We start from the raw sequence: 22,528 nt of genomic DNA, 5'->3' as shown, positions 1-22,528 counted from the left end.
GATGCCCTCACCCCGGCCCTCTCCCACAGGGAGAGGGAGAAAACCGGGAATTCCCTCTCCCTGTGGGAGAGGGTGAGGGCAAAAAATCACAGCACCGAAGGTAGCAGTCCTACAAGGCTTCCCTCTTCCAGAAGCTGCATCGCCTTATCAATATCCGGCGCAAAGAAGCGGTCATCATCGTAGTGCGATACGTGCTCGCGCAGCACATGACGCGCCTGTTCCAGCAGCGGGCTGGATTTTAGCCCTTCACGCAGATCGACACCCTGACATGCCGCCAGCCACTCCACCGCCAGCACGCCGCGGGTGTTGGAGGCCATTTCCCAGAGACGACGCCCGGCAGCTGGCGCCATCGAAACGTGATCCTCCTGGTTCGCTGACGTTGGCAGGCTGTCCACGCTGTGCGGGTGCGACAGGGCTTTGTTCTCGCTCGCCAGCGCCGCCGCGGTCACCTGGGCAATCATAAAGCCCGAGTTGACCCCGCCGTTACGCACGAGGAACGGCGGCAGCTGGGACATATGTTTATCCATCATCAGCGCGATGCGGCGCTCGGACAACGCGCCGACTTCGGCGATCGCCAGGGCGATATTATCCGCCGCCATTGCCACCGGCTCGGCGTGGAAGTTGCCTCCGGAGACCACCTCGTTTTCCTGGGCGAACACCAGCGGATTGTCGGACACCGCGTTGGCCTCCACCAGCAGCACTTCTGCCGCCTGACGCAGCTGCGTCAGGCACGCGCCCATCACCTGCGGCTGGCAGCGCAGGGAATAAGGATCCTGAACCTTCTCGCAGTTATGGTGTGAATCGGCAATTTCGCTGGTGTCGGTAAGCACGTGACGGTACATCGCGGCGGCATCAATCTGCCCGCGCTGACCGCGCACCTCGTGGATGCGGGCATCGAACGGGCGACGCGAGCCCAGCACGGCTTCGGTGGTCAGCGCACCGCACACCACCGCCGAGGCAAACAGATCTTCCGCTTCAAACAGGCCGCGCAGCGCGAAAGCGGTCGATGCCTGCGTGCCGTTCAGCAGCGCCAGCCCCTCTTTCGCCGCCAGGGTGATCGGGTTTAACCCGGCTTTTTTCAGCGCCTCTTTCGCAGGAAGCCACTCGCCCTGCCAGCGCGCTTTGCCTTCCCCCAGCAGCAGCAGAGACATGTGCGCCAGCGGCGCAAGATCGCCGGATGCGCCGACGGAACCTTTCGCCGGGATCCACGGATAGACTTCCGCATTCACCAGCGCCATCAGCGCCTGAATCACGCTCAGTCGAATGCCGGAGAAGCCGCGGGCCAGGCTGTTGATTTTGAGCACCATCATCAGACGGACAATCTCATCGTCCAGCGGCTGACCCACGCCCGCCGCGTGTGACAACACCAGCGAACGCTGTAAGTTTTCCAGATCGTGTGTCGCGATGCGGGTCTGTGCCAGCAGGCCAAAGCCGGTGTTAATCCCGTAGGCGGTGCGCCCTTCGGCAACGATGGCTTCGACGCAGGCGACGCTGTCGTTAATGGCGGCGTGGGCACTTGCATCCAGCGAAAGGGTAACCGGTTTACGCCAGACGTTACGCAGCTGCTTGAGCGTCAGCGAGCCGGGGGTGAGTGTTAATGCGTTCATTAATGCTTTCCTTGTGTGGCAGGGATCATCGGCAGGTTTAGGCCCTGCTCTTTGGCACAGTCAATGGCAATTTCGTAACCCGCATCCGCGTGACGCATCACGCCGGTTGCCGGGTCGTTGTGCAGTACGCGAGCGATACGCGCGGCGGCTTCATCGGTTCCGTCGCAGACGATGACCATCCCGGAATGCTGGGAGAAGCCCATCCCCACGCCGCCGCCGTGGTGCAGCGACACCCAGGTCGCGCCGCTGGCGGTATTCAGCAGAGCGTTCAGCAGCGGCCAGTCGGAGACCGCATCCGAGCCGTCGCGCATGGCTTCGGTTTCGCGGTTCGGGCTGGCGACGGAGCCGGAGTCCAGGTGGTCGCGGCCGATGACGATCGGCGCGGAGACTTCACCGCTGCGCACCATTTCGTTGAAGGCGAGGCCGAGTTTTTGACGCCACTCCAGCCCTACCCAGCAGATACGCGCCGGCAGGCCCTGGAAGTTAATGCGCTCGCGGGCCATGTCCAGCCAGTGGTGAAGATGTTCGTCATCAGCGACGATCTCCTTCACTTTGGCGTCGGTTTTGTAGATATCCTCCGGGTCACCGGACAGGGCAACCCAGCGGAACGGACCGATGCCGCGGCAGAACAGCGGACGAATATAGGCAGGAACAAAGCCCGGGAAGTCAAAGGCGTTATTCACGCCCATCTCTTTCGCCATCTGGCGGATGTTGTTGCCGTAGTCAAAGGTCGGAATGCCCATCTGGCTGAAGGCCAGCATGGCGGAGACGTGCTCGGCCATAGAGCGTTTCGCGGCAAGTACCGTGCCTTCCGGGTCGGTTTCCGCTTTTTGCTGATATTCTTCCCACGTCCAGCCTTTTGGCAGATAACCGTGCAGCGGGTCATGGGCGCTGGTCTGGTCGGTGACCAGATCCGGACGTACGCCGCGGGCGACGAGCTGCGGGAGAATGTCCGCCGCGTTGCCGCACAGGGCAATCGACACCGCTTTGCCTTCGGCGGTGTATTTTTTGATACGCGCCAGCGCATCGTCCAGATCGGTTGCCTGCTCATCGACGTAGCGGGTGCGCAGACGGAAATCAATGCGGCTCTGCTGGCACTCAATGTTGAGCGAGCACGCGCCGGCAAGCGTGGCGGCCAGCGGCTGCGCGCCGCCCATGCCGCCGAGACCCGCGGTCAATACCCAGCGGCCTTTCAGCGAGCCGTTATAGTGCTGGCGACCGGCTTCCACGAAGGTCTCGTAGGTGCCCTGCACGATCCCCTGGCTGCCGATGTAGATCCAGCTCCCCGCGGTCATCTGGCCATACATCGCCAGCCCTTTCGCGTCCAGTTCGTTGAAGTGTTCCCACGTGGCCCAGTGCGGCACGAGGTTAGAGTTAGCGATCAGCACGCGCGGCGCGTTTTTGTGCGTTTTGAACACGCCAACCGGCTTGCCGGACTGTACCAGCAGGGTTTCGTCGTTTTCGAGTTCGGTCAGGGATTTTACAATTGCGTCATAGCATTCCCAGTTGCGCGCGGCGCGGCCTATGCCGCCGTAGACCACCAGCTCGTGGGGGTTCTCCGCCACCTCAGGGTCGAGGTTGTTCATCAACATGCGCAGCGGGGCTTCGGTGAGCCAGCTTTTGGCGGTAAGCGTGGTGCCGCGCGCGGCGCGGACGTCCTGCTGGCGGTATTTACCTGACGACATTGTGTGCTCCTCATAGGGGACAGATGATGCATTTAGATATACTTGTATAGACAAGCACACACAAGGTCAGATTTAACAAAAAAGATACAATTTTGTTATATTGCGTTAGCGATCACGCTTATAAAACTTATGACATGAAGTGGCCCTGCAGCCGGTAGCGATTCCCCGGGAAAAGCAGCCGGGCATGCGACACAATGTGCGACGAGGACCAGGTTCGGCGGCGGATCAGCAGGCACGGATCGTGCTCTTTAATGCGCAGCCTTTCGCACTCCTGCGGCGTGGCGCGCACGGCCTCCACAATGTGCTCCCCTTCCGTCAGCGGTGCGACGAGCGAGAGATAGGCATGCGGCGTGGTCTGGGTGTAATCCTGGTTCAGATAGTCCGGTATCCGCTCAGCGTTAACGCAGCGATCTTCAATCTGCACCGGAATGTCGTTTTCGAAATGCACCATCACGGAGTGGAAAATGCGGCTTCCCTCCTTGACGTTAAGCTCCGTGGCCTGCTCGGCGCTGGCCTGGGTCTCTTCGAGCACCAGCACCTCGCAGCGGTGCTGATGATTACGCGCGGCTATCTCGTCCGCAATGCTGCGGATTTCAAACAGGGCCGACTGTCCTTTCGGTTCCGCCACAAACGTCCCCACGCCCTGCAGGCGCACCAGAAGCCCTTCGTCGGTCAGCTCGCGCAGCGCCCGGTTGACGGTCATCCGGCTAAAACCAAACTGCGCCACCAGCTCGGCCTCCGAAGGAATGCGATCGTGCGGCCGCCAGACGCCGGTAGCGATTTTTTCGCTAATTGCCTGCTTCACCTTTTCATAGAAAGGCGCGGGAGGGCTCGACTGCGGCAGAGGTGAGCGTGAAAACATCGTGACTCCTTGAATAGTGTTATGCCCACCAGTGAGCAATTTGCCAGGCCAGGCGGGCGGCGAGCTTAGCGCCCTGCCCGTCCCGATCGTACTGCGGGTTAAACTCTACCAAATCGGCGGCCTGTAGCTTACCGCTGCGGCAGATTTGTTCGATAACCGGGAGAAGATCCAGCGCCGGTATGCCTAACGCAGCCGGTGCGGACACGGCAGGCATTTCGCTGGCGGGCAGGACGTCCAGATCGATCGTCAGATAGATACGGTCGGCCTGTGCCAGTACCTTTTCCAGCGCGGATAGCGCATCGCGCCTGAAATGGAGATCTTCCACCAGCGTGACGTTCAGGCGTTCGGCCTCATCCCACAGCGCCAGCGTGTTCGCCGCCCGGCTTACGCCAAGGCAGGCATAGTGAAATTCCCGCCCGCGCTCATCGCAGTAGCGCGCCAGCTGGCGAAACGGGGTGCCGGATGTGGCCTGATCGGCCTTGCGCAGATCGAGATGGGCATCAAGGTTGATAATGACAACCCGCTCGTTCGGAAAGGCGTCCAGCACGCCGCGACCGTGCGCCCACGCGGTTTCGTGCCCGCCGCCAAACACCAGCGTCCGCATCCCGGACTGCTGACAGGCCGTGACGGCATCGCTTAACGCCTGCTGTGCCGCTTCCAGCTCTCCGCCTTCAACGTACACCGAGCCCATATCCGCCAGCCGGTCATGCCCCTGATGGCTAGCCATATTTGCCAGCGCTTTTCGCAGCATATCCGGTGCCTGCACGGCGCCGGGCCTGCCCTGATTGCGTTTTACCCCTTCATCACATTCAAAGCCTATCAGCGCGATGCCGGATGAAAGCGGCGTGAACTGGCCCTGCTGCTTTATCGTCTGGAAAATGCGCTTTGCACTGCTGGCCTCGGCGCTGTCGTCGCGCCCCTGCCAGACGGTTTCGGCTACGGGCCGCCATAACCTCATACTGCCTCCCCACGGAAAATACGTTGATACAGCGGGTTGCGTCCCGGCTCGTAGACCATCTCAACCGGATGATGAGCATCCCAGACGATAAAATCGGCAACAAACCCTTCCCGCAGCTGCCCGTGGGTTGCGCCACGGCCCAGCGCCTGCGCGGCATGGCGCGTGACGCCAGCCCAGGCTTCTTCCGGGGTCAGGCCAAACTGGACGCAGGCCATGTTCATCGCCAGGTGCAGGCTCGCAAACGGGCTGGTGCCGGGGTTATAGTCGGTGGCGACCGCCATCGGCACGCCCTGTTTTCTGAGCTGTTCAACCGGCGGACGCTGGCGCTCCTGAAGAAAATAGAACGCCCCCGGCAACAGGACGGCAACCGTGCCGCTTTCCGCCATCGCCTGCACGCCTGCGTCGTCGAGATACTCAATATGATCGGCGGAAAGGCCCTTATACTGGCTGACCAGCGCCGCGCCGCCCTGATTCGACAGCTGCTCGACATGTCCTTTCACCGGGATACCGAGCGCGGCGGCAGCCTGGAAAAGGCGCTCGGTTTGCGACGGGGTAAAGCCGACGTTTTCACAAAACACGTCGACTGCTTCATATAACTCTTTTTGCCACAGCGTGGGCAGTATCTGCTCGCAGACCAGCGTGAGGTAAGCATCCGGATCCTGCCGGTATTCCGGCGGAACCGCATGGGCCGCCAGCAGCGTTGGGCTGATATCGATCGGATTATTGAGGCCCAGCTGGCGGGCAACCTGCAGCATCTTCTCTTCGGCCTCGGCGTTGAGCCCGTATCCCGATTTGATTTCAACGGTCGTCACGCCTTCATTCATGAGACGCTGGAGCCGCTGCTGCGCCAGTTTCAGCAAGGTTTCGGCTGAGCTGCTGCGCGTCGCCGTCACGGTAGCGTTAATCCCGCCCCCCTGGGCGCTGATGGTTTGATAAGAGACGCCGTTCAGACGCTGCTCCCACTCCGCCGCGCGGTCGCCGCCAAATACCAGGTGGGTGTGGCAGTCAATCAGGCCAGGCGTGACCAGACGTCCCTGAAGATCGACACAGTGACGGTGTCCGGAAGGAATGTCAGATTCAGGGATCACGGCCAGAATAGTGTGGCCGCGCACGACCAGGGCGTGTTGCTCTTTCAGTCCATAAGGCGCAGGTACGTCCGGCGCCATCGTAGCCAGTCGCGCATTTCGCCATATTACATCGTCGGGATGAATCTGCTGCATGGGGCATTCCACTTGTCTTAGGTTGTATAGACATTTATTTGCATCCACCGTCTACTGTCAACCGCCTTGACTGAAAATGTTATTTATTTGTGATCACTTACCTGCCGCTCCGGGGCTAAAAATGCAACTTTTACCCTTTTTATCTTCCCGTTTCGCTCAACTTAGTATAAAAAAGCAGGCTATTTCGTCTATCCCGTTTAAGACTTGCATACCCAGGAGCTCTACCTTGAACATTTCCAGGATTTCCCGTCTGGCGTTAGCACTCGCCTTTGGCGTGACCTTATCCGCATGTAGTTCAACACCACCGGATCAGCGTCCTTCTGAGCAGGTTGCGCCCGGTACCGCCTCCCGCCCGATTTTGTCCGCTGATGAAGCGAAGAACTTCGATCGTGCGCACTACTTCTCGGCGATGGATCCTAACGCTGCGCCGTGGACACCGTCTTCTATTAACCTGCCTAAACAGCCTGACTTCGTGGTTGGCCCGGCGGGTGTGCAGGGCGTAACGCATACCTCTATTCAGGCTGCGGTTGATGCTGCCATCACTAAACACAGCGCGTCTCGCCAGTACATCGCGATCCTGCCGGGTGAATATGAGGGCACCGTGTATGTTCCGGCGGCCCCTGGCAGCATTACGCTTTACGGTCTGGGCGAAAAAGCGATCGACGTAAAAATTGGCCTGGCGATTGATTCCGAAATCGACAGCAACGCCTGGCGTCACCTGGTGAACCCGGCCGGTAAATATATGCCGGGTAAACCGGCGTGGTACATGTTTGATAACTGCCAGAGCAAGCGTTCCGCCACCATTGGCGTGATGTGCTCGGCGGTGTTCTGGTCTCAGAATAACGGTCTGCAGCTGCAGAACCTGACCATTCAGAATACCCTGGGCGACAGCGTTGATGCCGGCAGCCACCAGGCCGTTGCGCTACGTAGCGATGGCGATAAGGTGCAGATTAATAACGTCAACATTCTTGGCCGTCAGAACACCTTCTTCGTGACCAACAGCGGCGTGCAGAACACCCTGCAGAATAACCGCCTGACCCGTACCCTGGTGACCAACAGCTACGTTGAAGGTGACGTGGATCTGGTGTCCGGTCGCGGCGCGGTGGTGTTTGATAATACCGATTTCCGCGTGGTGAACTCACGTACTCAGCAGGAAGGTTACGTGTTTGCTCCGGCAACCCAGTCTAACCTCTTCTACGGCTTCCTGGCCGTGAACAGCCGCTTTAATGCTGCCGGTGACGGCGTGGCGCAGCTGGGACGCTCCCTGGACGTGGACTCTGCGACCAACGGCCAGGTCGTGATCCGCGACAGCGTGATCAACGAAGGCTTCAACATGGCGAAGCCGTGGGCTGATGCCGCAATCTCCAAACGTCCATTCTCCGGCAATACCGGCGCAGTGGATGATAAAGGGAACGTGCAGCGCAACCTGAACGACGCTAACTTCAACCGCATGTGGGAATACAACAACCGCGGTCTGGGTAGCAAAGTGGTTGCTGAGCCGAAGCAGTAAGCTGTTTTGCCGGGTGGCGGCTTCGCCTTACCCGGCATACATAACCCGTAGGCCAGGTAGACGCACTGCCTCCGGGCATAAAAAAACCTCGCATTCGCGAGGTTTTTTGTTTTTAACCGCTTAGTGAGCGTTGACCACGACCCACATTGGCCCCTGGCCTACGGCGTAACGCCCTTTCTCTTCCAGTAGCCCCTGCTCGCCTTTAATTTCATACAGCGCGATGTGGTGGGATTTCTGCCCCGCCGCAATCAGGTATTTACCGCTGTGATCGATATTAAAGCCGCGCGGCTGGGTTTCCGTTGGCTGGAACCCTTCAATCGCCAGCACGCTGCCGTCTTCAGAGACGCTAAAGACGGTAATCAGGCTGGAGGTACGGTCACAGGCGTACAGATGGCGACCATTTGGCGTAATGTGGATATCCGCCGCCCAGCGGGTATCGGAGAAATCAGACGGCATCATGTCCAGCGTCTGCACGCACTCAATCTGACCGTTTGGATCTTTCAGTTCCCATACGTCCACAGAGCTATTCAGCTCATTGACCACGTAGGCATACTGCTGGTTCGGATGGAAGACCATATGGCGCGGGCCGGCACCTTCAACGGTAGTCACTTCGGCAGGATTCTGCGCCACCAGATGACCATCGTCGCTCAGGGTGAACAGGCAGATACGATCCTGCTTCAGCGCAGGCACCCACAGCGTGCGGTTATCCGGAGAGATATTCGCCGAGTGGCAGCCTTCAAGCCCTTCCACCACATCCACGGTTTCGACCGGAATACCATCTTCCAGACGCGTTACGCTGACGCAGCCCGCGTTATACGAGCCGCTGAAGACAAAGTTGCCTTTACGATCGGTCGAGATATGGGTTGGGCTGCCCGGCAACGGGGCTTCGGCAGTGTACGTCAGCGCGCCATCGTCCGGAGAAATGCGATAGGCCAGCACGCGGAACTCCGGGCGCACACCCACGTACAAGAAACGTTTATCCGGGCTGATGACCATCGGTTGCACCTGGCCTGGCACATCAACAACCTGAACCAGCGTGAGTGTCCCTTCGGTATTTAAACGCCAGACGTGGATCTGCTGGCTTTCAGGACTGGCGGTATAAACGGTTTGTTTCATGAATATTCACTCCTCACTGCGCATGAAAGTAGTTAACTTTTGACGGTGAATGCTGAATTGTCGACAGGAGTTTTGAAGCGTTCGCCTCTCGGTGTACCATCCCATCAAAACGTAAATTCAATATTAACCCGGGAAAACAGATGACCTCGCGTGTGATTGCTCTGGATTTAGACGGTACCTTACTGACGCCGCAAAAAACCCTTCTCCCCTCCTCCCTTGAGGCGCTAAAACGCGCGCAGGAAGTGGGATATCAACTCCTTATCGTAACGGGTCGACATCACGTTGCCATTCACCCTTTTTATCAGGCACTGGCGTTAGATACACCTGCAATTTGTTGTAATGGCACTTATTTGTATGATTATCAGGCAAAAAAGGTTTTAGAATCCGACCCGCTGCCGGTTCCCCAGGCGCTGCAGCTGATCGATCTGCTGGATGAGCATGCCGTTCACGGCCTGATGTACGTGGATAACGCGATGGTGTACGAGCGCCCTACTGGCCATGTGGTGCGCACCAGCAACTGGGCGTTGTCCCTGCCTGAAGCGCAGCGTCCGGTCTTTACCCAGGTTTCCTCCCTGCGTCAGGCAGCCCAGGACGTTGAGGCTATCTGGAAATTCGCCCTGACCGATGAAGACACCACCAAACTGAATACCTTCGCAAAACACGTGGAACAAACGCTGGGTCTGGAGTGCGAATGGTCCTGGCATGACCAGGTGGACATTGCCCGCAAAGGCAACAGCAAAGGCAAGCGCCTGACGCAGTATGTAGAATCTCAGGGCGGGTCGATGCGTGACGTGATCGCCTTCGGTGACAACTACAACGACATCAGCATGCTCGAAGCCGCCGGTACCGGCGTGGCGATGGGCAATGCCGACGACGCGGTAAAAGCCCGCGCCAACGTGGTAATTGGTGACAACACCACCGACAGCATCGCGCAGTACATTTATACCCACCTGCTGTAATCAGGCGGTGATCGAGACGCTCTTAATTTGCGCGTATAGCCACAGGCCGGGTTTGATCCCTAACTCGTCCCTCGCCCACGGGCTGATGCGCGCCCAGAGCGTCCTGCTGCCGACTTCAAGCTTCACTTCCACCTGCCCGTTATCATCAAAACACTCCGCGACTTTGGCGCGCAGAATATTTCGAATACTGGTTTGCAGCGGCGGCTGCAGAACCAGCGAGACGTCCGACGCCTGGATGCGAATCCGCAGCGCGGACTGTAGCGGTTTGTCGATCTTATTGACCCACAGATGCTGGTCGCCCAGCGCCAGCGCGGTCATCGCGTAGTGCGGATGATGTTCCAGAACGCTCACTTTAAGAATGCTGCTCTGCTGTTCCCTGGGTAACCAGGGGTGCATTACGCTGCTGCCCCACACCTCTTCCAGGTTGCCGAACGCCTTCACGCTGCCCTCTTCCAGCACCAGCACCTTGTCGGCCAGATGGAGGATCTCATCCAGCGAATGGCTGACGTAGAGCATAGGAATATTAATTTCCCGCGTCAGGCGCTGTAGATAAGGCAGAAGTTCGCGTTTACGCGGAATATCGAGCGAGGCCAACGGTTCGTCGAGCAGCAGCAGCTCGGGGGCTGTGAGCAACGCGCGGCCAATGGCCACACGCTGTTTTTCTCCGCCGGAAAGCGAGGATGGCAGCCTGTCGAGCAGAGGCTCAATGCCTAAAAGCGTCACCAGCTTATCAAACTGCCCGGCCATGCTTTTCGCCATGCCGTAACGCAGGTTGCCGCGCACGCTGTAGTGCGGGAACAGGCGCGCGTCCTGGAAAACATAGCCGATGCGGCGTTTATCCGGCGAGAGGTAAATTTTGTTCTCCACGTCATTCAGGACGCGGTCATTCAGGACAATACGGCCAGACTGCGGGCGGGTCAGGCCGCTGATGGCATTAATCAGCGACGTTTTTCCCGCCCCCGACACGCCAAAGATAGCGGTGATTCCGCTTGCCGGCAGCGTCTCGTTAAGCGTAAGGGTATGGTTTCCCAGCGTCTGGGTGAAATGGAGTTCCAGCATGCTTATTTCCCCATCCGCTGGCGGCTGAGCCGCGCCAGCCATTCAGACACCATTAGCGATGCCAGCGCCAGCACAATTGAAATAATACATAGCCGCGCCGCTGCGCCTTCACCGCCCGGCGTTTGAATCAGGGTATACATTGCCGACGGAATAGTTCGCGTCTCGCCGGGGATATTCGACACAAAGGTGATCGTCGCGCCAAACTCGCCCAGCGAGCGGGCGAAGGCCAGCACCGTCCCGACAATAATGCCCGGTAGCGTAAGCGGGAGCGTGATGGTGAAAAAGACGCGCCAGCGCCCTGCGCCCAGCGTGCGGGCCGCCTGTTCGAGCTTCATGTCCACGCCTTCCAGCGCGAGGCGTATCGCCCTCACCATCAGCGGGAATGACATCACCGCCGCCGCCAGCACCGCACCGCGCCAGCTAAATGCAAACGTCAGCCCAAACCAGTCGTAGAGCTTCTCGCCGATAAAACCGCGTCGCCCCATCGAAATCAGCAGCAGGTAACCGACCACCACGGGCGGCAAAACGAGCGGAAGATGCAGCACGCTGTCGAGCAGCGTTTTGCCGGGAAATTGACAGCGAACCAGTAGCCAGGCAAAGAAGATCCCAAAGGGCAAACTCAGCGCAACCGCCAGGGAGGAGACTTTTAGGCTCAGCAGAACAGCCTGCCATTCAGGATCGGTCAATATCATCAGTGAGTCGTAAATCCATAGCGTTTAAAGATTGCGGACGCCTCCGGCCCTTTCAGGTAATCGCGGAAGGCCGTCACGGCCGCATTTTTATGTCCATCAACAATCGCAACAGGATATTCCACTTTCTTGTGGGAGTCTTCCGGGAACGTTGCGACTACTTTTACCCCTTTACTGGCAACGGCATCAGAGCCATACACAATGCCCAGCGGGGCTTCGTTGCGCTCAACCAGCGCCAGCGCGCCGCGCACGTCTTCCGCCGGGGCCAGCTTCGGTGACAATGTCTCCCATGCGCCCAGCTTTTGTAGCGCTTCTTTGGCATAAATCCCGGCCGGAACGTGCTCCGGGTCGCCCACAGCCAGACGGCCACCGTTCAGCAGGCTCGTCCAGTTGGTCTGTTTGTTGATGGTGAAGTCCGCCTGCGCGCTGGCTTTTGGCGTCACGACAACCAGGCTATTCCCCAGCAGCGTTTCGCGGGTTGTGGCATCAATCGATCTCTTCTCCGCCGCGTAATCCATCCACTTCTGGTCAGCCGAGATGAACAGATCCGCCGGTGCGCCCGCTTCTATCTGGCGCGCCAACGTAGAGGAAGAGGCAAACGAGGAGACCACCTCGACGTTTTTCTCTTTTTTATACGCCGCCGCGATGTCCTGCAGCGCGTTGGTCAGAGACGCCGCGGCAAAGACCGTGATTTTACCTTCGTCCGCCAGCGCGTGTCCGGTAAGTGAAAGCGTCAGCGTTGCCCCTGCGAAAAGGCGTACCCATGAACGTGCCATCTGTAACTCCTGTGAGTAGCGTTATATACATATTAATATAACGGTAACGTCAGGGAGATCCCAGCGTTTAATCGTACCGCTGAAGGGGTAAACCGGGGTGATGCGTTAAATAATATCGGCGTAAACGGGAAAATCTTGAGAGCAAAACGCCCGGACTCGCCGGGCGTTTTGTGGGGAATCAATGCTGCTTTTTAGCCTGGTCTTTGTGACCAATGTTCGAAAAGACGTTGAACACTTCACCCAGGCCGTAGATGGCACCGAGGATGATGGCCATCACTACTGGTACCATGATCACGGCGAATACCAGACTTTTCAACAACTCTAACATGGTTTTCTCCAGATATTGTGAATAGCTCATTCTACCTTTTCAAGTGAGAAAAACATCCCCTTTTGTGCGGTACCCTTTGCGCCCTGCACCATTTGGGTCACAATACTCTTTTTGCCAGGACACTGTTATGCAGGCCGAAATTCTCCTCACTCTACGACTTCAGCAAAAGCTTTTCGCCGATCCGCGACGTATCGCCCTGCTTAAACAAATAGAACAAACGGGCTCGATTAGCCAGGGGGCGAAAAACGCGGGCATCAGCTACAAAAGTGCCTGGGACGCCATTAACGAAATGAACACCCTGAGCGAACAACCGCTGGTGGACAGAGCCACAGGCGGCAAAGGCGGCGGCGGTGCGATCGTGACGCGCTATGGCCAGCGCCTTATTCAGCTTTACGATCTGCTGGCCCAGATCCAGCAAAAGGCGTTTGACGCGTTGAGCGACGACGATAACGTTCCGCTGGACAGCTTGCTGGCCGCCATTTCCCGCTTCTCGTTACAAACCAGCGCCCGCAACCAGTGGTTTGGTAAGGTGACGGCGCGCGACAATCTCCAGATACAGCAGCATATTGAGATCCTGCTTGCCGATGGCACCACCCGTCTGAAGGCCGCAATAACGGCGCAGAGCGCAGAGCGCCTTGAGCTCGATGAAGGTAAAGAGGTGCTGGTGCTGCTGAAAGCGCCGTGGGTCAATATCACGCGCGATCCCGACGCCGCAAAGGCAGCCGATAACCAGCTTCAGGGTGCAATTAGCCATATCGAACGCGGCCAGGCGCAGTGCGAAGTGCTGATGACCCTGGCAGACGGGCAACCGCTTTGCGCGACGATACCGCTTAGCGAAGCGGACGGTTTAGAAGAAGGTTCTGTTGTTACCGCCTGGTTCAACGCAGACCGGGTGATTATCGCCACATTGTGCTGAGCGCATTGACAATCGCGCCGACAGTGCGTATCCCTGATATCTATTGCTGCAAAAACAGGGATAAATCATGTCATCATTGCATATTTCGCAAGGCACGTTTCGTCTTAGCGATACCCGAACGCTGACGATTGCTGATTTGACGATACGCGCGGGTGAAAGCTGGGCGTTTGTCGGCACTAACGGCAGCGGTAAATCCGCGCTGGCCCGCGCGCTGGCCGGCGAGCTCCCCCTCCTCAAGGGCGAATACCAGAGCGACTTTACGCGCCTGACGCGCCTGTCATTTGAACAGCTGCAAAAGCTGGTAAGCGACGAGTGGCAGCGCAATAACACTGATTTACTCAGCCCAGGCGAAGAAGATACCGGCCGTACGACGGCGGAAATTATTCAGGATGAGGTGAAAGATCCCGCCCGCTGTCAGCGCCTGGCAGAACGGTTCGGCATCACCGCCCTGCTTAACCGGCGCTTTAAATACCTTTCTACCGGCGAGACGCGAAAAACGCTGCTTTGCCAGGCGCTGATGAGCGAGCCCGAACTGCTTATCCTCGACGAACCGTTTGACGGCCTTGACGTGCAGTCCCGTGCGCAGCTGGCGGCCCTGCTGGAGTCGCTTAACCAGCAGGGCTATACCCTGGTTTTGGTGCTTAACCGCTTCGATGAAATTCCGGACTTTATTCAGCACGCGGGCGTACTGGCCGACTGTAACCTGACCGAGACCGGTGAAAAAACAGCGCTGCTCAAGCAGGCGCTCATTGCCCAGCTCGCGCACAGTGAACAACTCGACGGAATTACTCTTCCGGAACCTGACGCCCCTTCGGCCCGCCATGCGCTCGATCCCCACCAGCCGCGCATCGTGCTGCGGGATGGGATAGTCTCTTATGACGATCGCCCGATCCTCAACCGTCTTAGCTGGACGGTCAATCCCGGCGAACACTGGCAGATTGTCGGCCCTAACGGCGCGGGAAAATCCACGCTGCTGAGCCTGATCACCGGCGATCACCCGCAGGGCTATAGCAACGATCTGACGCTGTTTGGTCGGCGTCGCGGCAGCGGCGAAACCATCTGGGATATTAAAAAACATATCGGCTACGTCAGCAGCAGCCTGCATCTGGATTACCGGGTCAGTACCACGGTACGCAACGTGATCCTTTCCGGGTATTTTGATTCCATCGGTATTTATCAGGCGGTGTCGGACAAACAGCACAAGCTGGCCCAGCAGTGGCTGGATATCCTGGGCATGGACAACCGGGTCGCTGACGCGCCGTTTCATAGTCTGTCGTGGGGGCAGCAGCGCCTGGCCCTGATCGTTCGCGCGCTGGTGAAACACCCTACGCTTCTGATCCTCGACGAACCGCTGCAGGGACTCGATCCGCTGAATCGACAGCTTATCCGCCGCTTTGTGGACGTGCTGATTAGCGAAGGTGAAACGCAGCTGCTGTTCGTTTCACATCATGCCGAAGATGCCCCCGCCTGCATCACGCATCGCCTGGAGTTTGTTCCGGACGGTGAGGGTTATCGCTACCTTCTCAGCAACGTCGATTAACCGTGGAGGGCTCTGCCCTCCTCTTTTTCAGATAACCTGCATCAATACATCGCTATCTCTTTGATCTAGAATGCTCGGAGTCATTGTAAAAGCGAGTGTGAAAACGAGTGTAAACGATTCCACTATTTTATCCCATGTCACACTTTTCGCGTCTCTGTTATGCTATGGTTATTACATACCATAAGCCCAATGGAGCGAAATATGCGAGTTCTGGTAACAGGTGGTAGCGGTTACATAGGTAGTCATACCTGCGTGCAACTGCTGCAAAACGGTCACGACGTCATCATCCTCGACAACCTGTGCAACAGTAAGCGCAGCGTGCTGCCGGTGATTGAACGCCTTGGCGGTAAACAACCGACTTTCGTGGAAGGCGACATCCGTAACGAAGCGCTGATGACCGAGATCCTTCACGACCACGCCATCGAAGCGGTGATCCACTTCGCGGGTCTGAAAGCGGTCGGTGAATCCGTTGCGAAGCCGCTCGAGTATTACGACAACAACGTCAACGGTACCCTGCGTCTCATCTCCGCCATGCGCGCGGCCAACGTCAAAAACTTTATCTTTAGCTCCTCCGCCACCGTCTACGGCGATCAGCCCAAAATCCCTTACGTTGAAAGTTTCCCGACCGGTACCCCGCAAAGCCCGTACGGTAAAAGCAAGCTGATGGTTGAGCAGATCCTGACCGACCTGCAAAAAGCGCAGCCGGAGTGGAGCATCGCGCTGCTGCGCTACTTCAACCCGGTCGGCGCGCATCCTTCTGGAGACATGGGTGAAGATCCGCAGGGCATCCCGAACAACCTGATGCCGTATATCGCCCAGGTTGCCGTGGGTCGCCGCGACTCGCTGGCGATTTTTGGCAATGACTACCCTACCGAAGACGGTACCGGCGTGCGCGACTACATCCACGTGATGGATTTGGCCGACGGTCACGTTGCGGCCATGCAGCAGCTGGCCAACAAGCCGGGCGTGCATATTTACAACCTTGGCGCCGGGGTCGGCAGCAGCGTGCTGGACGTGGTTAACGCCTTCAGCAAAGCCTGCGGCAAGCCGGTTAACTACCACTTCGCTCCGCGTCGTGATGGCGACCTGCCTGCTTACTGGGCCGATGCCACCAAAGCCGATAAAGAACTTAACTGGCGTGTCACCCGCACGCTTGATGAAATGGCACAGGATACCTGGCACTGGCAGTCACGCCACCCGCAGGGTTATCCGGACTAAGGATCCGTCATGACTTCGTTTAATCCCGTCGATCATCCGCATCGTCGTTTTAACCCGTTAAGCGGGCAATGGATTTTGGTCTCTCCGCATCGCGCCAAGCGTCCCTGGCAGGGGGCGCAGGAGACGCCTGCAAAACAGACCCTGCCGCAGCACGACCCGGACTGCTTCCTCTGTCCGGGCAACACGCGCGTCACCGGGGACAAAAACCCTGACTACAAAGGCACCTTCGTGTTCACCAACGATTTTGCCGCCCTGATGACCGACACGCCGGACGCGCCGGAAAGCCACGATCCGCTGATGCGCTGCGAAAGCGCGCGCGGAACCAGCCGCGTGATCTGCTTCTCGCCGGATCACAGCAAGACGCTGCCGGAGCTGAGCGTGGACGCGCTGAAAGAGGTCGTCAGCACCTGGCAGGCGCAAACCGCAGAGCTGGGGCAGAGCTATCCGTGGGTGCAGGTGTTCGAAAACAAAGGCGCGGCCATGGGCTGCTCAAACCCGCACCCGCACGGCCAGATCTGGGCGAACAGCTTCCTGCCTAACGAAGCCGAGCGTGAAGACCGTCTGCAGAAAGCGTATTTCGCGGAAAACGGTTCGCCGATGCTGGTGGACTACACCCAGCGCGAGCTGGCCGACGGCAGCCGTACCGTGGTGGAAACCGAACACTGGCTGGCCGTCGTCCCCTACTGGGCCGCCTGGCCGTTTGAAACGCTGCTGCTGCCGAAAGCGCACGTGCAGCGCATCACCGATCTTAGCGACGCGCAGCGCGACGACCTTGCCCTGGCGCTGAAAAAGCTCACCAGCCGTTACGACAACCTGTTCCAGTGCTCCTTCCCGTACTCCATGGGCTGGCACGGCGCCCCGTTTAACGGCGAAGAGAATCAACACTGGCAGCTGCACGCCCATTTCTATCCGCCGCTGCTGCGCTCTGCGACGGTACGTAAATTTATGGTGGGCTATGAAATGCTGGCGGAAACCCAGCGTGACCTGACGGCGGAACAGGCGGCAGAACGTCTGCGTGCCGTTAGCGACGTCCACTATCGCGAATCAGGAGTCTAAAAAATGAGTCTGAAAGATAAAACACAATCCCTGTTTGCTGAGAAATTTGGCTACCCTGCCACCCACGTTATCCAGGCACCTGGCCGCGTTAACCTGATCGGTGAACACACCGACTATAACGACGGTTTCGTGCTGCCGTGCGCCATCGATTACCAGACCGTCATCAGCTGCGCGAAGCGCGACGACCGTAAAGTTCGCGTGATTGCGGCGGATTACGGTAATGAGACGGACGAGTTTTCCCTCGATGCCCCGATTGTGACGCATGACAGCCAGCAGTGGTCTAACTACGTGCGCGGCGTGGTGAAACACCTTCAGAAGCGCAACAAAAACTTTGGCGGTGCGGATTTAGTTATCAGCGGCAACGTGCCGCAGGGTGCGGGCTTAAGCTCCTCTGCGTCCCTGGAAGTCGCCGTGGGCACCGTATTCCAGCAGCTTTATCATCTGCCGCTGGATGGCGCGCAAATCGCCCTGAACGGTCAGGAAGCAGAAAACCAGTTCGTGGGCTGTAACTGCGGCATTATGGACCAGCTGATCTCCGCGCTGGGCAAAAAAGAGCATGCCCTGTTAATTGACTGCCGCTCGCTGGGAACCAAAGCCGTTCCCCTGCCAAAGGGCGCGGCTGTGGTGATCGTCAACAGCAACTTTAAGCGCACGCTGGTGGGCAGCGAATACAACACCCGCCGCCAGCAGTGCGAAACCGGCGCCCGCTTCTTCCAGCAGCCTGCCCTGCGCGACGTGACGCTCAATGAATTTAACAAAGTGGCGCACGAGCTGGATCCGGTTGTCGCCAAACGCGTTCGCCACGTGCTGACGGAAAATGCCCGTACCGTTGAAGCCGCGTCCGCGCTGGCGAAAGGCGATCTGAAACGCATGGGTGAGCTGATGGCGGAATCTCACGCCTCCATGCGCGATGATTTTGAAATCACCGTTCCGCAGATCGACACCCTGGTGGACATCGTTAAGGCCACCATTGGCGACAAAGGCGGCGTGCGAATGACGGGCGGCGGTTTTGGCGGCTGCATCGTTGCGCTGGTGCCAGAAGAGCTGGTCCCTGCCGTACAGGATGCCGTGGCGAAGCAGTACGAAGCAAAAACGGGCATCAAAGAAACCTTCTATGTTTGTAAAGCATCACAAGGAGCCGGACAGTGCTAAACGAAACACCTACCCTTGCACCGGATGGTCTGCCGTATCGCCTGTTAACCCTGCGCAACAGCGCGGGGATGGTCGTTACGGTGATGGACTGGGGGGCAACCCTTCTTTCTGCCCGCGTACCGATGCCGGACGGCAGCGTACGCGAGACTCTGCTCGGCTGCGCCTCGCCTGAGCAGTACGTCAATCAGTCCGCCTATCTGGGCGCGTCCGTTGGGCGCTATGCTAACCGCATCGCGAAAAGCCGTTTTGAACTCAACGGCGTGCAGTACACCCTGCTTCCAAGCCAGGGTGAGAACCAGCTGCACGGCGGACCGGACGGGTTTGATAAACGCCGCTGGAAGATTGTTCGTCAAAACGATGGCGAAGTGCTGCTCTCGCTGGATTCGCCTGATGGCGATCAGGGCTTCCCGGGGAACCTTGTCGCGTCCGCGCGCTTTACGCTGACCGACGACAACCGTATCGCCATCGAATACCGTGCGACGGTCGACAGGCCGTGTCCGGTCAACCTGACCAATCACGCGTATTTCAACCTGGACGGTAGCCAGTGCGACGTTCGCAACCACAAGCTGCAGATCCTGGCGGATGCGTATCTGCCGGTTGACGAGATGGGCATTCCGCATCAGGGCCTCAAAGACGTGAGCGGCACCAGCTTTGACTTCCGCAGCGCGAAGTCCATCGCCCAGGATTTCATGAGCGATGACGATCAGCGCAAGGTGAAAGGCTACGACCACGCTTTCCTGCTGCAGGCCAAAGGCGATGTGAAACAGCCTGCCGCACAGGTCTGGTCTGCGGATGAGAAACTGCAGATGACGGTTTATACCACCGCACCTGCCCTGCAGTTTTACTCAGGCAACTACCTCGGCGGCACCACGGCGCGCGAACACGATGAGTACAGCGACTGGCAAGGCCTGGCGCTGGAGAGCGAGTTCCTGCCGGACAGCCCGAACCATCCGGAATGGCCGCAGCCGGACTGCGTGCTGCGTCCGGGTGAAGAGTACGTGAGCGTGACGGAATATCATTTTATTCCACATTAATATCCAGCCCTCCCTCCGGAGGGCTTTTTTCTGCTCGCCTTGCTGAAAATAGCGCCGATCGCAGACAAAATCATAACCCTGGATTCACAAGCATCTTACACTCAGAGACTATTTTCGCTATGGTTAGGGTTAAGCGTTGCTGGTGGCACGGCCACGGCAATATAATGAGAATTGTTATCATTCTAAAAATGCTTGAGGAGTAAGAGATGGCTATTACTAAGCTGGTCCTGGTGCGTCACGGCGAAAGCCAATGGAACAACGAAAACCGCTTTACCGGTTGGTACGACGTTGATCTGTCTGAGAAAGGCGTAAGCGAAGCAAAAGCAGCAGGTAAACTGCTGAAGGAAGAAGGCTTCAGCTTTGATTTTGCTTACACCTCTGTGCTGAAACGTGCCATCCACACCCTGTGGAACGTGCTGGACGAACTGGATCAGGCCTGGCTGCCGGTTGAGAAGTCCTGGAAACTGAACGAACGTCACTACGGTGCGCTGCAGGGCCTGAACAAAGCGGAAACCGCTGAGAAATATGGCGACGAGCAGGTTAAACAATGGCGTCGCGGCTTCGCAATCACCCCGCCAGAGCTGACCAAAGATGACGAGCGCTACCCGGGCCACGATCCGCGTTACTCGAAGCTGACCGACGCTGAGCTGCCAACCACCGAAAGCCTGGCGCTGACCATCGACCGCGTTGTGCCTTACTGGAACGAAACCATTCTGCCACGCCTGAAAAGCGGCGAGCGCGTGATCATCGCTGCTCACGGTAACTCCCTGCGTGCGCTGGTGAAATACCTGGACAACATGGGTGAAGACGAAATCCTTGAACTGAACATCCCAACTGGCGTACCGCTGGTGTATGAGTTCGACGAAAACTTCAAACCAATCAAACACTACTATCTGGGTAACGCAGAAGAGATCGCGGCGAAAGCAGCGGCTGTCGCGAACCAGGGTAAAGCGAAGTAATTTTCGCAAGGCATAAAAAAAGCGCGGAGCCTTCCGCGCTTTTTTATTTGTGCCTGAGAATTCAGCCGCGGCGCGCTTTTACCGCATTCGCCAGCTGACGCAGGATAGCATCGGTATCGTCCCAGCCAATGCAGGCATCGGTGACGCTTTTGCCATATACCAGCGGCTCGCTGCCTTCCAGGTTCTGGTTACCTTCAACCAGATGGCTTTCGATCATCACCCCAATTACCGCCTTCTCACCGCCGGCAATCTGCTGGCAAACGTCTGCCCCTACTTCCATCTGCTTTTTAAACTGCTTGCTGGAGTTAGCATGGCTGAAATCGATCATCACCTGCGGTGGCAGCCCGGCTTTTTCCAGCCCGACCTTCACTTCTGCCACGTGTTTCGCGCTGTAGTTCGGCTCTTTGCCGCCGCGCAGAATGATATGGCAGTCACCGTTACCGCTGGTGTTAACGATGGCGGAATGGCCCCATTTGGTTACGGACAGGAAGCAGTGCGGCGCACCCGCTGCGTTGATGGCGTCGATAGCCACCTTAATGGTGCCGTCAGTGCCGTTTTTGAAACCCACCGGGCAAGAGAGTCCGGACGCCAGCTCGCGGTGCACCTGAGATTCGGTCGTGCGGGCACCAATTGCGCCCCAGCTCATCAGGTCTGCCAGATATTGTGGCGTAATCATGTCCAGGAATTCACCGGCCGCAGGCAGGCCGCTGTCGTTGATCTCCAGCAGCAGCTTGCGTGCAATGCGCAGACCGTCGTTGATCTGGAAGCTGTTATCCATATGCGGATCGTTAATCAGCCCTTTCCAGCCCACGGTGGTGCGCGGTTTCTCAAAATAGACGCGCATCACGATTTCCAGCTCGTCCTTCAGCTCTTCACGGAGGGTGAGCAGACGGGCAGCGTACTCTTTCGCAGCTGCAGGATCGTGAATGGAGCACGGGCCAATCACCACCAGAAGACGATCGTCATTACCTTTCAGGATCTTATGGATCGCTTTACGAGCATGAGAAACCGTATTTGCGGCATTTTCAGTGGCGGGGAATTTCTCAAGGAGCGCTACAGGAGGTAATAACTCATTGATCTCTTTAATGCGTAAATCGTCGTTCTGATAATTCATTTTCTTTCCAGCTCTGCCATATCTTTAGTAATGAAAGCAATCCTTTCAATCTATCTTGTCGACCAGGAAGTGTAAACACGGTTTTACACTTCACGCAGATAATTCCTGGAATTCGCCTAAAAATCGCCACAAAATAGCGAAATATGAGATCTAACCTAAGCTTTTTAACTGTAACAACCAATTTTACACGCTTAAACGCGATTCCCTACTGACGTAAGTCCGTAAGGCGGAATCTTTCGCCTCAGAAAAAGATGCACTGTTGGAGAATGTTATCCAGCGTAACGACAAGAACAGGAGCACCATGATGAAAATGACGAAACTGGCAACCCTCTTCCTGACCGCCACACTCACTCTGGCCAGCGGCAGCGTCCTGGCCGCGGAAACGGGCACATCAGACAGCAACGGTGATGCGAATGCCGCTGCGGCAGCAGGCCAGCCCGCACCTGATGCGAAACAGAATATCGCCCCGAATAATGTCGACAACAACCAGATCAATACCGGTAATACCAACACCGGCGGCACCATGCTGCATCCCAACGGCAGTGGTTCCGGCACCATGAATCATGACAATATGAGTTCGGACGAGGTTCATAAGAACTCAATGTGCAAGGACGGAAAATGCCCTGACCCTAATGACAAAGTAGGAAACGACGCGAATACCAAAACCGATGGCACCACCCAGTAACGGGGGTGTTCGGGAAGAAAAAGGAGAGCTCTGGCTCTCCTTTCTTTTTGGAGTAACCTATTAAAAACGCTACACTAAAAACAAT

Annotated in this window: 21 protein-coding genes; 10 read left to right on the top strand and 11 right to left on the bottom strand. The window is 57.6% G+C overall.

All coding sequences use genetic code 11. The features are described from left to right. Positions 1-86 precede the first annotated feature (86 nt). The 5 genes from hutH to hutI all read right to left on the bottom strand — a co-directional run bounded on the left by hutH (position 87) and on the right by hutI (position 6,332). Complete coding sequence (gene hutH, locus ACMGGX_RS16160) at positions 87-1,607, bottom strand: histidine ammonia-lyase (RefSeq protein ID WP_063440577.1); 1,521 nt, start codon at positions 1,605-1,607, stop codon at positions 87-89. After that, a complete protein-coding gene (hutU, locus tag ACMGGX_RS16155; RefSeq protein WP_420298600.1) occupies positions 1,607-3,292 on the bottom strand; it encodes a urocanate hydratase in 1,686 nt (561 codons plus the stop codon). The genes hutH and hutU overlap by 1 nt, the downstream gene beginning before the upstream one ends. Positions 3,293-3,419: 127 nt before the next feature. Continuing rightward, complete coding sequence (locus tag ACMGGX_RS16150; RefSeq protein WP_023310841.1) at positions 3,420-4,154, bottom strand: histidine utilization repressor; 735 nt, start codon at positions 4,152-4,154, stop codon at positions 3,420-3,422. Between the two features lie 19 nt (positions 4,155-4,173). Next, positions 4,174-5,112, bottom strand: coding sequence for a formimidoylglutamase (gene hutG, locus ACMGGX_RS16145; RefSeq protein WP_348560778.1), 939 nt, complete (start codon positions 5,110-5,112; stop codon positions 4,174-4,176). Beyond that, positions 5,109-6,332 (bottom strand): imidazolonepropionase, encoded by a 1,224-nt coding sequence (hutI, locus tag ACMGGX_RS16140; RefSeq protein WP_420298599.1) that lies wholly within the window; start codon positions 6,330-6,332, stop codon positions 5,109-5,111. The genes hutG and hutI overlap by 4 nt, the downstream gene beginning before the upstream one ends. Positions 6,333-6,558: 226 nt before the next feature. Here hutI and ACMGGX_RS16135 point away from each other — a divergent pair, with 226 nt between their 5' ends. Further along, positions 6,559-7,842, top strand: coding sequence for a putative acyl-CoA thioester hydrolase (locus ACMGGX_RS16135; RefSeq protein ID WP_420298598.1), 1,284 nt, complete (start codon positions 6,559-6,561; stop codon positions 7,840-7,842). Positions 7,843-7,962: 120 nt separating this feature from the next. Here the strand turns inward: ACMGGX_RS16135 and pgl are convergent, their stop codons facing one another. Beyond that, a complete protein-coding gene (gene pgl, locus ACMGGX_RS16130; protein WP_023292974.1) occupies positions 7,963-8,958 on the bottom strand; it encodes a 6-phosphogluconolactonase in 996 nt (331 codons plus the stop codon). A gap of 140 nt (positions 8,959-9,098) precedes the next feature. On the opposite strand from pgl, the gene ACMGGX_RS16125 reads away from it, so the two are divergent. Next, a complete protein-coding gene (locus tag ACMGGX_RS16125; protein WP_126795114.1) occupies positions 9,099-9,917 on the top strand; it encodes a pyridoxal phosphatase in 819 nt (272 codons plus the stop codon). Here ACMGGX_RS16125 and modC read toward each other — a convergent pair whose 3' ends face one another. The 4 genes from modC to ACMGGX_RS16105 all read right to left on the bottom strand — a co-directional run bounded on the left by modC (position 9,918) and on the right by ACMGGX_RS16105 (position 12,769). Next, the gene (gene modC, locus ACMGGX_RS16120; RefSeq protein ID WP_029742082.1) at positions 9,918-10,976 is read right to left on the bottom strand and encodes a molybdenum ABC transporter ATP-binding protein ModC; all 1,059 of its coding nucleotides are present in this window, start codon (positions 10,974-10,976) and stop codon (positions 9,918-9,920) included. 2 nt (positions 10,977-10,978) lie between these two features. After that, positions 10,979-11,668, bottom strand: coding sequence for a molybdate ABC transporter permease subunit (modB, locus tag ACMGGX_RS16115; protein WP_063440592.1), 690 nt, complete (start codon positions 11,666-11,668; stop codon positions 10,979-10,981). Continuing rightward, positions 11,668-12,441 (bottom strand): molybdate ABC transporter substrate-binding protein, encoded by a 774-nt coding sequence (modA, locus tag ACMGGX_RS16110; RefSeq protein ID WP_420298597.1) that lies wholly within the window; start codon positions 12,439-12,441, stop codon positions 11,668-11,670. Before modA ends, modB begins: the two co-directional genes overlap by 1 nt. A 178-nt stretch (positions 12,442-12,619) precedes the next feature. Next, positions 12,620-12,769, bottom strand: coding sequence for an AcrZ family multidrug efflux pump-associated protein (locus ACMGGX_RS16105; protein ID WP_023310811.1), 150 nt, complete (start codon positions 12,767-12,769; stop codon positions 12,620-12,622). Between the two features lie 127 nt (positions 12,770-12,896). Here ACMGGX_RS16105 and modE point away from each other — a divergent pair, with 127 nt between their 5' ends. The 7 genes from modE (at position 12,897) to gpmA (ending at position 20,644) form a co-directional block, all read left to right on the top strand. Then, entirely contained in the window at positions 12,897-13,685 is a 789-nt protein-coding gene (gene modE, locus ACMGGX_RS16100; protein ID WP_420298596.1) for a molybdenum-dependent transcriptional regulator, read from the top strand. A 67-nt stretch (positions 13,686-13,752) separates the two neighbouring features. Next, on the top strand, positions 13,753-15,225 hold the full coding sequence (gene modF, locus ACMGGX_RS16095; protein ID WP_059346360.1) for a molybdate ABC transporter ATP-binding protein ModF: 1,473 nt from the start codon (positions 13,753-13,755) through the stop codon (positions 15,223-15,225). 201 nt (positions 15,226-15,426) lie between these two features. Continuing rightward, positions 15,427-16,443, top strand: coding sequence for a UDP-glucose 4-epimerase GalE (gene galE / locus ACMGGX_RS16090; RefSeq protein ID WP_023334950.1), 1,017 nt, complete (start codon positions 15,427-15,429; stop codon positions 16,441-16,443). A 9-nt stretch (positions 16,444-16,452) separates the two neighbouring features. Beyond that, positions 16,453-17,499 (top strand): galactose-1-phosphate uridylyltransferase, encoded by a 1,047-nt coding sequence (gene galT, locus ACMGGX_RS16085; RefSeq protein WP_348560776.1) that lies wholly within the window; start codon positions 16,453-16,455, stop codon positions 17,497-17,499. A gap of 3 nt (positions 17,500-17,502) precedes the next feature. Further along, complete coding sequence (gene galK / locus ACMGGX_RS16080; RefSeq protein WP_029739550.1) at positions 17,503-18,651, top strand: galactokinase; 1,149 nt, start codon at positions 17,503-17,505, stop codon at positions 18,649-18,651. Further along, positions 18,645-19,685, top strand: a complete 1,041-nt coding sequence (gene galM / locus ACMGGX_RS16075) for a galactose-1-epimerase (protein ID WP_348560775.1) — start codon at positions 18,645-18,647, stop codon at positions 19,683-19,685. The genes galK and galM overlap by 7 nt, the downstream gene beginning before the upstream one ends. 206 nt (positions 19,686-19,891) lie before the next feature. Beyond that, on the top strand, positions 19,892-20,644 hold the full coding sequence (gene gpmA, locus ACMGGX_RS16070) for a 2,3-diphosphoglycerate-dependent phosphoglycerate mutase (RefSeq protein ID WP_348560774.1): 753 nt from the start codon (positions 19,892-19,894) through the stop codon (positions 20,642-20,644). A 61-nt stretch (positions 20,645-20,705) separates the two neighbouring features. On the opposite strand, the gene aroG is transcribed toward gpmA, so the two are convergent. Continuing rightward, on the bottom strand, positions 20,706-21,758 hold the full coding sequence (aroG, locus tag ACMGGX_RS16065; protein WP_008501110.1) for a 3-deoxy-7-phosphoheptulonate synthase AroG: 1,053 nt from the start codon (positions 21,756-21,758) through the stop codon (positions 20,706-20,708). Between the two features lie 304 nt (positions 21,759-22,062). Between aroG and ACMGGX_RS16060 the strand changes: the two genes are divergently transcribed. Beyond that, entirely contained in the window at positions 22,063-22,443 is a 381-nt protein-coding gene (locus tag ACMGGX_RS16060; RefSeq protein WP_024908789.1) for a protein YbgS, read from the top strand. Positions 22,444-22,528: the final 85 nt, after the last annotated feature.

Source organism: Enterobacter sp. BNK-29 (assembly GCF_048684785.1).
Taxonomy (GTDB): Bacteria; Pseudomonadota; Gammaproteobacteria; order Enterobacterales; family Enterobacteriaceae; genus Enterobacter; species Enterobacter cloacae_M.
This window is presented reverse-complemented; position numbering and strand designations above follow the sequence as displayed.

Coding starts and splice junctions, on each gene's coding strand:
- aroG (WP_008501110.1), bottom strand. CDS start 21,758: ATGAATTATCAGAACGACGATTTACGCATTAAAGAGATCAATGAGTTA.
- gpmA (WP_348560774.1), top strand. CDS start 19,892: ATGGCTATTACTAAGCTGGTCCTGGTGCGTCACGGCGAAAGCCAATGG.
- hutU (WP_420298600.1), bottom strand. CDS start 3,292: ATGTCGTCAGGTAAATACCGCCAGCAGGACGTCCGCGCCGCGCGCGGC.
- modE (WP_420298596.1), top strand. CDS start 12,897: ATGCAGGCCGAAATTCTCCTCACTCTACGACTTCAGCAAAAGCTTTTC.
- modA (WP_420298597.1), bottom strand. CDS start 12,441: ATGGCACGTTCATGGGTACGCCTTTTCGCAGGGGCAACGCTGACGCTT.
- modF (WP_059346360.1), top strand. CDS start 13,753: ATGTCATCATTGCATATTTCGCAAGGCACGTTTCGTCTTAGCGATACC.
- ACMGGX_RS16150 (WP_023310841.1), bottom strand. CDS start 4,154: ATGTTTTCACGCTCACCTCTGCCGCAGTCGAGCCCTCCCGCGCCTTTC.
- modC (WP_029742082.1), bottom strand. CDS start 10,976: ATGCTGGAACTCCATTTCACCCAGACGCTGGGAAACCATACCCTTACG.
- galK (WP_029739550.1), top strand. CDS start 17,503: ATGAGTCTGAAAGATAAAACACAATCCCTGTTTGCTGAGAAATTTGGC.
- modB (WP_063440592.1), bottom strand. CDS start 11,668: ATGATATTGACCGATCCTGAATGGCAGGCTGTTCTGCTGAGCCTAAAA.
- ACMGGX_RS16105 (WP_023310811.1), bottom strand. CDS start 12,769: ATGTTAGAGTTGTTGAAAAGTCTGGTATTCGCCGTGATCATGGTACCA.
- pgl (WP_023292974.1), bottom strand. CDS start 8,958: ATGAAACAAACCGTTTATACCGCCAGTCCTGAAAGCCAGCAGATCCAC.
- galE (WP_023334950.1), top strand. CDS start 15,427: ATGCGAGTTCTGGTAACAGGTGGTAGCGGTTACATAGGTAGTCATACC.
- ACMGGX_RS16125 (WP_126795114.1), top strand. CDS start 9,099: ATGACCTCGCGTGTGATTGCTCTGGATTTAGACGGTACCTTACTGACG.
- hutH (WP_063440577.1), bottom strand. CDS start 1,607: ATGAACGCATTAACACTCACCCCCGGCTCGCTGACGCTCAAGCAGCTG.
- ACMGGX_RS16060 (WP_024908789.1), top strand. CDS start 22,063: ATGAAAATGACGAAACTGGCAACCCTCTTCCTGACCGCCACACTCACT.
- hutI (WP_420298599.1), bottom strand. CDS start 6,332: ATGCAGCAGATTCATCCCGACGATGTAATATGGCGAAATGCGCGACTG.
- galT (WP_348560776.1), top strand. CDS start 16,453: ATGACTTCGTTTAATCCCGTCGATCATCCGCATCGTCGTTTTAACCCG.
- hutG (WP_348560778.1), bottom strand. CDS start 5,112: ATGAGGTTATGGCGGCCCGTAGCCGAAACCGTCTGGCAGGGGCGCGAC.